Annotated in this window: 5 protein-coding genes; 3 read left to right on the top strand and 2 right to left on the bottom strand. The window is 71.4% G+C overall.

Going from position 1 to position 4,913, the window contains the following annotated elements:
- On the bottom strand, window positions 1-804 hold an 804-nt coding region (locus VIB55_RS13715; protein WP_331877218.1), incomplete at its 3' end, for a M20/M25/M40 family metallo-hydrolase.
- 166 nt (window positions 805-970) lie between these two features.
- Here VIB55_RS13715 and VIB55_RS13710 point away from each other — a divergent pair.
- Both VIB55_RS13710 and VIB55_RS13705 read left to right on the top strand, forming a co-directional pair.
- The gene (locus VIB55_RS13710; protein ID WP_331877217.1) at window positions 971-1,618 is read left to right on the top strand and encodes a hypothetical protein; all 648 of its coding nucleotides are present in this window, start codon (window positions 971-973) and stop codon (window positions 1,616-1,618) included.
- Complete coding sequence (locus VIB55_RS13705) at window positions 1,615-2,160, top strand: hypothetical protein (RefSeq protein ID WP_331877216.1); 546 nt, start codon at window positions 1,615-1,617, stop codon at window positions 2,158-2,160. The genes VIB55_RS13710 and VIB55_RS13705 overlap by 4 nt, the downstream gene beginning before the upstream one ends.
- Before the next feature lie 20 nt (window positions 2,161-2,180).
- Here the strand turns inward: VIB55_RS13705 and VIB55_RS13700 are convergent, their stop codons facing one another.
- Window positions 2,181-3,350, bottom strand: coding sequence for an FAD-dependent oxidoreductase (locus VIB55_RS13700; RefSeq protein WP_331877215.1), 1,170 nt, complete (start codon window positions 3,348-3,350; stop codon window positions 2,181-2,183).
- Between the two features lie 360 nt (window positions 3,351-3,710).
- Between VIB55_RS13700 and VIB55_RS13695 the strand changes: the two genes are divergently transcribed.
- A partial coding sequence (locus tag VIB55_RS13695; RefSeq protein ID WP_331877214.1) for an RCC1 domain-containing protein occupies window positions 3,711-4,913 on the top strand: 1,203 nt, incomplete at its 3' end.

Here is a 4,913-nt window from a genome sequence, read left to right as displayed (position 1 = left end):
GTACGGCTCCCCCCGCAGCTCCTCGTGGAAGGCGGTGAGGATGCGCGCCGCCTCGTAGATCGCCCCGCTCCCCGCGCCTTCGCTGAAGACGCCGGACGAGTGCCCCGTCCGCCCGGTGACCCGGAGCGTCCACCCGCTGCTGCTGCGCCGCGCCACCACGGCGTACTCGCCCACGGAATCGCGCGACCCGGTCTCGAACTCCAGCGCCGCATCGCTGTTCCGACCCGCCTCGATCAGGTGGTGCCGCGAGATCTCCAGCGGCCGCCCCGCCGACTCCTCGTCTCCCGTGAGCGCGACGGTGACGGTGGTGCCCTCCAGCGCGCCCGCCGCGTGAAGCGCCCGCAGCGCATACAGGATCACCACGTCGCCGCCCTTCATGTCGTTCACCCCCGGCCCGGTGGCGTACCGTCCCTCGCGCACGAAGCGCTGAAAGGCGTCGTCCTTCTCGAACACCGTGTCCAGGTGGCCGATCAGCAGCACGCGCTTGCCCCGCGTCCCGGTGCGGTAGGCGAACAGGTGCCCGGCGCGGTTCAGCGAATCCGGCATGCTGATCCACCGCACGTCGAACCCCAGCGAGTCCAGCGGCGCCTCGAAGTGCCGGCCCACCTCGCGCACGCCCTGCGGATTGAGCGTGCCGCTGTTGATGTTGACGATGCGCTCCAAAAAGCTCACCGCGTCGGCCGCGTGGGCATCCACGGAGCGCACGATGGCCTGCTCCTGGGGCGAAAGCTGCTGCCCCGCGGCGGGCGCGGCGGCCAGCGCCAGCAGGGGAACGAGCGCGGACGGGAGGAATCGAGAAGTCACGGCACTTCGGGGATGACCAGGACGATGGAACCGGGGATTCGTGACGATAGCGCGCAGCCGAGCCCCGATCAAGCGATTCCGGATCAATGCCTCAACGCGCTTGCGGACCGGCACCACCGAACAGGATCTTGGGATGACCATCGTCGCCCCGCCTCCCCGTATGCCGATGCGAACCCTTCCTATCCTCACCGCCGCGCTCGCGCTCGCGCCCGTCACCACGTGCGTGAACACGAAGCGTGTGCCGCCGCCCCGATCCCTCGCCATCCAGCAGATCCGCCAGGCACCGGTGGGTTCCAGCGGTTCGGTCGCAGGCGTGGTGACCGTCGCGTCGGGCACGTTCGATGGCGGATTCGCCGTGCAGGACGCAACGGGCGGCATCTACGTCACGGCCCCCGCCGATTCGTCGCGCTACGCGGCCGGCACCCTGGTGAGCATCACCGGCACCACTTCCAATCCGCAGAACCAGCTGGCGATCGACCCGGGTTCCATTCAGGTTCTGGGAAACGCCGAGCTCCCCTCCCCGCGCCTCATCCGCACGGGCAGGGTGAAGGAAGGGTCGGAGGGTCTGCTGATCCAGGTCCGCGGGCGCGTGACGGGGGAGGTGCTGGACGACCGGCCATGGGGCTGGAAGCTGATGCTGGACGACGGCTCCGGGGCGCTGCTGGTGTTCGTGGATGCGCAGTCGGGGATCGACGTGAGCGCCATCCGCCCCGGGCAGTGGCTGCAGGTAACGGGCTACTCCGGCCAGTACGAACAGCACCGCGAAATCCTGCCCCGCACCCCATCCGACCTGCACCCCCTGCCCCGCCCATGACGCGATTCCTCCGCTCGCTCCCGATCCTTGCCGCGGCGTTCGCCGCCGGTGCCGCCAATGCCCAGAGCGCGGGCGAAACGTCCCTCGCGTTCTCGGTGGAGTACGGGGTGCGCATGGGCGTGTCGCTGTCGCTGAAGACCTTCGTGGCGGACCAGGTGGCGCTCCGCTGCACCGCGACGGGGAACGCGGGCATCTACGCCGCAAGCTGCGGCGCCCAGCGCTACGGCGTCTTCAGCGAGCAGACCTTCGTGGGCGTGGACATCGGAGGAACGACGATCCGGTTCAACACCGATTCCACCGCCAGGCGGGAGAACCGCTTCCCGGCGCCGCGAAGGTACGCCTTCGCCGCGGCCGCGCTGGGCGTTCAGGGCCGGTGGTACCGGCTGGAGGAGATCCGCCCCTATCTCGCCCTGGGCCCGGCGCTGGCCATCGGCGAGGGAGCGGACGAGATCGCCCGCCTGGCGGGCGTACCCTCGTTCGGGCGAGTGCAGCCGCTCTACACGCTCGAGGGCGGGCTTGAGTTCTTCGCGGTCAGCCACTGAGCCCGGGCAATCCGCTGCAGCTAGACGGAGGCCACCCTGGCCGGCTCCCGCAGGATGTCGGCGAGCGCGGAGCTGCCCGTCACGGCGATCTGCGCCATCGCGCGGCCGCAGAGGGCGCCGATGACGTTGCCGGTGCCGCTGTAGCCGCCGGCCGCCCACACGCCGGGGCGAACCTCCTCCAGCACCGGCAGCCCGGACGGGGTGTAGCCCACCGACGCCGCCCACCGGTGCGTAACCGGCGCCCGCACGCCGATGCGCTCGCGGAGAAACCCTTCCAGCCGCGCCTGCATGGTTTCGGACGGCTCCCACTCCTCCGTCCACTCCCCCTCCCCGCCGAAGTCGCGGAACCCGCCCAGCGCGATGCGTCCATCGGCCAGCTGCTGCCAGTACTCATAGCCCCATCGCGCGTACACGGGCCGCGGCAGGCGCACCTCGTCGGTGGGCGCGGTCGCCAGCATCTGCAGGCGGGCGGTGCGCACCCGGCCCCGAAGCTCGGGGATCAGGCCGTCTAGCCGTCCGTCCACCGCCACGATCACGGCGCCGCACCGCACGCGCCCGGCGGGCGTCACCACTTCGCCGTGGCCGATCTCGATGGCTGGCGAGTGCTCGTACAGGCGCGCGCCCCGGTGCACGGCGCGGCGCGCGAGCGTGCGGCAGCGGCGCAGTGGCTGCAAGGCGGCATCGTCGGGGAACAAAAGGCCGCGCCCCTCCGGTCCGTCGTACCACTCCACCGCGAAGCCATCCGCCTGCAGCGCCTGCATCTGGCTCCGGCAGTCCGCTTCTTCCTCGGGCGTATCGGCAATGCGAAGCGAGCCGGTGACCCGCACGGCCTCCGGCGTCTCCGCCGCCATCCGCGCCACCTGCTCCACGGTCAGCCGGTAGACCGAACTCGCCCACGCGTGCCCCAGCTTGCGGACGGCGTCGTGGTAGAAGTCGTAGGTTCCCGCCAGCAAGAGCCCGCCGTTCCGTCCCGCCGCGCCGCCCGCCACCATCCCGGCGTCCACCCCCACGACACTCAGCCCGTGGTCCAGCAGCTCCGCGGCCGCGGCCAGCCCCGAGCCCCCGAGCCCCACCACGCACACGTCGGCGGAAACGTCGCCCTGCAGGGTCGGCAGCGCGGCCCAGGGCTCGTCGTCCCACACGGGCGTGTTTGGGCGCGGGTGGCTGGGAGCGGCGGGATGCTCGGTCATGGGAAAAACGATGCGGAATAGGCCGGCGGACGACGCGCCGGCTGGCTCGGAGTTCGCACGCGTGTGCCGGGATCGGGCGAAGATATCGCCGGGCGGCGGCCGCTCGCGAGTGTTCAGCCGGCGGGAGATGAGTGGCGGAGGGTCATCGTATGGAGGCGGACCGCGCTGCTCGCTCGGCTGGTACTTCCCGTTTCCTGCATAAATGTGATCGGCCGTCACTCGCGGCCACGTTCCGCATGCGACGGCGCACTTCGCACGAGTACCCAAATAGAGACAAGATTTCCGTTGACCGGCACGAGGCGGAGCCCGCACCTTGGAGGACCACGCAGGTTCTCACCCACTCCGCACCCGGAACCCACCATGAAGCCCCCAATGTTCTTCCGCACCGCGTTCACCCTGCTCGGCGTGGCCGCACTGGCCGCCTGCGCCGACCAGCCCCTGGCCCCCCGCGCGGCCCAGCCGGCCAGCCCCGCCCTGACCGTGATCCCCACCAACGCGCTGGTCACCATCGACGCCGGCTCCACCCACAGCTGCGGGCTGACCTCGGCCGGCCAGGGCTGGTGCTGGGGCCGCAACGCCGTCGGCCAGCTGGGCGACAGCACGGCCGCATCCACCACGGTGCCGGTCGCGGTCTATCACCCCTCCGGCGTCACCTTCACCCAGGTGAGCGCGGGAGCCATCCACACCTGCGCCCTCACCTCGGCGGGGCAGGCCTACTGCTGGGGCGCCAACGGCGACGGCCGCCTGGGCGACAGCACCACGGTGCTGCCCCTGATGCCCGTCGCGGTAAAGCCGCTGGGCGCCATCGCCTTCACCAGCATCAGCGCGGGCAACGCCCACACCTGCGGGCTGAACGGCTCGGGGCAGGCGTACTGCTGGGGGAACAACTCCTACGCGCAGATCGGCGACAGCACCAAGACCTTCGCCGTGACGCCGGTGGCGGTGCGCATGCCCGCCGGCGTCACGTTCAGCGCCATCACCGCGGGCGGAATGCACACCTGCGCCCTGGCCACCACGGGCCAGGCGTACTGCTGGGGCTACGGCGGCGACGGCGCGGTGGGCAACAACTCCCTTCTGGGCAGCCGCATTCCCGTGGCGGTGCAGCAGCCGGTGGGGGTAACGTTCACCTCCATCGCCACCGAGTACAACCACTCGTGCGGGCTGACGTCGGGCGGACAGGCGTACTGCTGGGGGCACAACTTCTACGGGCAGGTGGGCGACAGCACCACGGTGTCGCCGCGCAAGGTGCCCGTGGCCGTCGTGCAGCCCGCGGGCGTCACCTTTGCGCAACTGTCCACCGGCGGCTCGCACACCTGCGGCGTCACCGGCGGCGGACAGGCTTACTGCTGGGGCCGCAACACGCAGGGGCAGTTCGGTGACGGAACGCTGACCGGAGCGCTGACCCCCACCGCCGTCTCGCAGCCCGTGGGCGTCAGCTACGGACTGGTGACGGCCGGATCGGAGCAGACCTGCGGGCTGGACGGCGTGGGACAGGCCTGGTGCTCGGGCCGCAACGACTACTCGCAGCTGGGCGACGGAAGCACCACGCGGCGCACCTCGCCC

It is taken from the genome of Longimicrobium sp., from assembly GCF_036554565.1.
Lineage (GTDB): Bacteria > Gemmatimonadota > Gemmatimonadetes > Longimicrobiales > Longimicrobiaceae > Longimicrobium.
Note: the sequence above shows the minus strand (reverse complement) of the source record. Positions and strands in the feature narration are given on the sequence as shown.

What these genes read in the sequence shown, in the direction of transcription:
- VIB55_RS13705 (WP_331877216.1), top strand. Translation starts at nt 1,615, where the DNA reads ATGACGCGATTCCTCCGCTCGCTCCCGATCCTTGCCGCGGCGTTCGCC.
- VIB55_RS13700 (WP_331877215.1), bottom strand. Translation starts at nt 3,350, where the DNA reads ATGACCGAGCATCCCGCCGCTCCCAGCCACCCGCGCCCAAACACGCCC.
- VIB55_RS13710 (WP_331877217.1), top strand. Translation starts at nt 971, where the DNA reads ATGCGAACCCTTCCTATCCTCACCGCCGCGCTCGCGCTCGCGCCCGTC.